Consider the following 4,550-nt stretch of genomic DNA (forward strand, 5'->3'; position numbering starts at 1 on the left):
CGCGGGGACGCCCGCCGCGGTGTTCGACGCGGCCTGGACCCTGTTGCTCGCCAATCCGCTGTACACGGCGCTGCTCGGGGAGCGGCCGGACTGGCCGGGGCACGGGCGCAACGGCGTGTGGTGGACGTTCCTGGGTCCGCCGGGCCGGGTCCTGCTCTCCCCCGCCGAGCGCAGGGCTCTGGAGGAGGCGCTCGTCGGCGATCTGCGCACGACGGCGCAGCGGCATCCGCGCGATCCACGGCTGCGCGAACTGGTGGCCGAACTGCGCACGCGCAGCGCGCGGTTCGCCGATCTGTGGGACGGCGGCGCGGTGGGCCGGCACGAGGCGGCGCGCAAGACCGTCGATCATCCGCGGGTGGGGACGCTGACGCTCGACTGCGACGTCCTCACGGTCGAGGGCGCGGGGCTGCGCGTCATGCTGTACACGGCCGAGCCCGGCACGCCGGACGCGCGGCGGCTCGCCCAACTCGGCGAGAGCGTCGTACCGGAACTGGTGGCGACGGCTGCGGGCTGACCTCACGGAACAGCGGACTCCGAACGGTCAACTCACTGACGGATTCGATCACTTGGCGCATCCGGACGCTCGCTCAGGGTTCCCGATCGGGCGGGCGGCACGTAACCTTGGCACATGCCGCCTGTCCCTGCGCGTCCCGTGCGGTCCGCCGACGAGGTGAACGAGGAGATCCGCGGACTCTGGCTGCGCGCGGGCGGCAGACCGACCGCCGAGCAGCGCGCGGAGTACGCACTGCTCGTCGCCGAGTGGGCCCGGGCGGCCCGCGCCGAGGTCGGCGACGCGGCCTGATCCGGCCCGCGGGAGCCCCGCGCTCAGCGCCCTCCGGCCACCCGCAGCACCGTGCCGGTCGTGTACGCGGCGCTGGGCGACAGCAGCCAGGCGATCGCCGCCGCGACCTCGTCGGCCGTGCCCGGGCGGCGCAGCGGGATGCCCGGCGCCGACGCGGCGGCCCGGTCGGGGGCACCGCTCGCCGCGTGGATCTCCGTGTCGATGATGCCGGGCGCCACCGCGTTGACCCGGACGCCGAGCGGCCCGAGTTCCTTGGCGAGCCCCAGCGTGATGGTGTCGACGGCGGCCTTGGACGCGGCGTAGTGGACGTAGTCGCCGGGGCTGCCGAGGGTCGCCGCGGCCGACGACACGTTCACGACCGCGCCCTCGCCTGCGGCGCCCATGTCCCGGGCGGCGCGCCGGCAGCAGAGCAGCACCCCGAGGACGTTGACGTCGACGACGCGGCGCAGGTCGTCCGTGCCGGCGTCGGCGAGCGGGCCGATGGGCGTCGTGACACCCGCGTTGTTCACCAGGCCGGTGAGCGGGCCGAGTTCGTCCTGCGCGAGGTCGAACAGCCGCTCCACGTCGTCCTCGCGGGACGTGTCGGCCCGGCCGACGACACAGCGGGCGCCGGTGGCGCGGACGGCCTCGGCGGTGCGCTCCGCCGCATCCTTGTCGTTCACGTAGGACAGGGCGAGGTCGTGCCCGTCGTGGGCGAGGCGCAGCACGGTGGCGGCGCCGATGCCGCGGCTGCCGCCGGTCACGAGGGTACGGGGGCGGGGGCTGGTCAAGCGGACCTCCCGGTCGTTCTGTGCCCCCGGGCCTCATGAGCCGGGGACACGATGATCACGTCGCGCCGGGCGCACCGTACCAGCGCCAGGCGGTGCGCCGGGTACGACCGGGCAGGTCACCACGGCCGGTCGCCCACAGGAGCGTCGGCCAGGGCGGGGTGTCGTGCGGGACGTCGGGGAACAGCCGACGCAGCGAGCGGGCGCACAGCGCGGCGGGCGCGTCGAAGGGGACGCCCAGGCCGCGCGCCATGTCGTGGGCGTGCACGAGGGTCTCGACGACGCCCATCGCGGCGAAGCCCTCGGGGTCGCTGACACCGTGGACGTGATGGCTGCGTGCCTCGGGCGGCGTGGCCCGCACCACGGCGGCGAGCAGCCCGCCGCAGTCCTCCAGGACCTGGAACAGGGCCTCGGCGCCGGCCGCGCGGTCGGCGGTGACCACGTTCAGCGGCCCCTCGGGGCGGCGGCGGTCACCGCCGAAGCCGTCGCCGGGCTCGGTGCGCGGGTTGAGGGAGCCGATGCCCGCGGCGTAGAAGAAGAGGTCGTCCGCGAGGTGTTCGCCGGTCTCCCAGCAGGTCCAGGTCAGGGTGCCCGCGGGGGCGTCCCAGTCGGCCGCGGCGGCGGGGCGCAGTGCGGCCACGGTGAGCCGGACGGCCTCCGCGACGTCGTCGGCGGTGACCGGCCCCGGGAAGGGGGCGGACGGTGTCGTGTCCGGGTGAGCTGCCATGCGGCTCACCGTAGTTCACCGGGGAGGGCCGGGTGGTGCCGGACCGGAGCGCCGGGGCGCGGAGTGCGACGGCACGTCAGCCGGGACGCGCACGCCTCTTGGATCCGCGCACCGCACGCCCGAGACTGAGCCGATGACGCAGCGTGTGGAACTGGCGACCGTCCTCGACCGGCTCGCCGTCGACGAGGTGGTGACCGACTACGCGGTGGCCGTGGACGACGGCGACTGGGCGGCCTACCGCGCCCTGTTCGCGCCGGACGGCCGCGCCGACTACCGCTCGGCGGGCGGGGTGGAGGGCAGCGGGGACGAGATCGCGCGGTGGCTCGCGTCGACGATGGAGCTCTTCCCGATGCGCCAGCACCTGATCGTCAACCGCCGGGTGCGGTTCGGCCGTCTCGAGCGGGACGTGGGCGACGAGGCACAGGTGCAGGCGGACTACGTCAATCCGATGCGTTTCCCCGGCGACGGCACCGCGCCCGACTTCGTGTGCGGCGGCCGCTACACGTTCTCCCTCGTCAGGGCGGACGCCGGCTGGCGCGTGCACCGGGTCACGGTGCACGAGAAGTGGCGGCGCACCCCGCAGCGTGGACCGGGCGCGCCGGGCGGCTCGTGACGGGTGTCCGGACGCCCCCTGTCGTTGATCGCCGGGGGCGCGCACACTGAGGGGACCTGGCAGGTCTCGTACGAGCACGGGAGGCGCGCCCATGGAGCGGTGGCGGCAGCGGCTCGGAGGGTCCCCGTGGTGGCGGGGCGCGGCGGCGGCCGGGGCGGGCGCGCTGCCCGCGCTCGCGTTCCCCGCACCGTCGTGGTGGTGGTTCGCGTACGTCGCGCTAGTGCCGTGGATGCTGCTGGCCCGGTCGGCGCGGACCCCGGGCCGGGCCGCTCTGGACGGCTGGCTGGGCGGCCTCGGTTTCATGCTGGCGGTGCATCACTGGCTGCTGCCGAGCCTGCATGTCTTCACGGTGCTGATAGCGGCGCTGCTCGGTGCGCTGTGGGCGCCGTGGGGGATGCTGCTGCGCCGGCTGCTGCACGGGTCGCCCGCCCCCGGGCAGGCGGCGGCCGCGCTGGTCGCGGTGCCGTCGTGCTGGCTGATGGTCGAACTGGTCCGCTCCTGGCAGGGGTTGGGCGGGCCGTGGGGCCTGCTCGGGTCGAGCCAGTGGCAGGTGGTGCCCGCGCTGCGGCTCGCGTCGGTGGGCGGGGTCTGGCTGGTGAGCCTGCTCGTGGTGACGGTGAACACGGGGATCGTGGTACTGCTCGTGGCCCGGGAGGCACGGACGCCCGCGGTGGCCGGACTCGTCGCCACGGTCACCGTGACGGGCGCCGCGTGGGCCTGGGCGCCGCGCCCCGAGACGGACGGGACGACACGGATCGCGGTGGTCCAGCCCGGGATCGTGGACGGCGACGACAGCGGGCAGCGGCGCTTCGACCGCGAGGTGACGCTAACCCGGCAGCTGACCGGCCGGGACGTCGACCTGGTGGTGTGGGGCGAGAGCAGTGTCGGCTTCGACCTGGCGGCGCGCCCGGACCTGGCCGGGCGGATCGCGGCGCTGTCCCGCGAGGTCGGTGCGGACGTGCTGGTGAACGTGGACGCGCGACGGGCCTCCGCGGCCGGCGCCGAGGAAGGGGGCGGCTCGGCCGGCATCTACAAGAGCTCCGTGCTGATCGGCCCGGACGGGCCGACCGGCGCCCCGTACGCGAAGATGCGGCTCGTGCCGTTCGGCGAGTACGTCCCGGCGCGATCACTGCTCGGCTGGGCCACGTCGGTCGGCAAGGCCGCGGGCGAGGACCGGATGCGTGGGTCCCGGCAGGTCGTCATGGACGTACCTCGCGGGGACGGCGTGCTGCGGGTGGGGCCGCTGGTCTGCTTCGAGTCGGCCTTCCCCGACATGACACGGCACCTGACGCGGGACGGCGCGCGGATCCTCCTCGCCCAGTCGTCGACCTCGTCGTTCCAGCACAGCTGGGCGCCGCAGCAGCACGCGTCGCTCGCCGCGGTGCGGGCCGCGGAGACGGGCCGGCCGATGGTCCACGCGACCCTGACCGGGGTGTCCGCGGTGTACGGGCCCGACGGGTCCCGGGCGGGCGCGTGGCTCGGCACGTCGGCAAGTGCCGCCCGGGTCTACGAGGTGCCGACCGCGCACGGCACCACGCTGTACGTGCGGTTCGGCGACTGGCCGGTGCACGCGGCGGTCACCGTCCTCGCGGTGCTGGCGGCGGCCGAACTGCTGCGCCGCGCACGGCGGTCGGCGCCCGC

General features: G+C 75.7%; 5 protein-coding genes and 1 pseudogene. 4 read left to right on the top strand and 2 right to left on the bottom strand.

All coding sequences use genetic code 11. The features are described from left to right. Together GTW43_RS13605 and GTW43_RS37510 are read left to right on the top strand one after the other, a co-directional pair. Nucleotides 1-514 (top strand): annotated as a pseudogene (locus tag GTW43_RS13605) (transcriptional regulator); the annotation flags it as partial. A gap of 114 nt (nucleotides 515-628) precedes the next feature. After that, complete coding sequence (locus GTW43_RS37510; RefSeq protein WP_202501403.1) at nucleotides 629-802, top strand: hypothetical protein; 174 nt, start codon at nucleotides 629-631, stop codon at nucleotides 800-802. 23 nt (nucleotides 803-825) lie between these two features. Here the strand turns inward: GTW43_RS37510 and GTW43_RS13610 are convergent, their stop codons facing one another. Together GTW43_RS13610 and GTW43_RS13615 are read right to left on the bottom strand one after the other, a co-directional pair. Then, nucleotides 826-1,572, bottom strand: a complete 747-nt coding sequence (locus tag GTW43_RS13610; RefSeq protein WP_161301931.1) for an SDR family oxidoreductase — start codon at nucleotides 1,570-1,572, stop codon at nucleotides 826-828. Between the two features lie 55 nt (nucleotides 1,573-1,627). Next, nucleotides 1,628-2,296, bottom strand: a complete 669-nt coding sequence (locus tag GTW43_RS13615; RefSeq protein ID WP_202501404.1) for a hypothetical protein — start codon at nucleotides 2,294-2,296, stop codon at nucleotides 1,628-1,630. 133 nt (nucleotides 2,297-2,429) lie between these two features. On the opposite strand from GTW43_RS13615, the gene GTW43_RS13620 reads away from it, so the two are divergent. Continuing rightward, nucleotides 2,430-2,909: a nuclear transport factor 2 family protein gene (locus GTW43_RS13620; RefSeq protein ID WP_161301933.1), complete on the top strand. Its 480-nt coding sequence runs from the start codon at nucleotides 2,430-2,432 to the stop codon at nucleotides 2,907-2,909. Nucleotides 2,910-3,000: 91 nt separating this feature from the next. Further along, a partial coding sequence (gene lnt, locus GTW43_RS13625; RefSeq protein WP_161301935.1) for an apolipoprotein N-acyltransferase occupies nucleotides 3,001-4,550 on the top strand: 1,550 nt, incomplete at its 3' end.

Origin of the sequence: Streptomyces sp. SID5785 (genome assembly GCF_009870065.1) — a bacterium.
Lineage (GTDB): Bacteria > Actinomycetota > Actinomycetes > Streptomycetales > Streptomycetaceae > Streptomyces.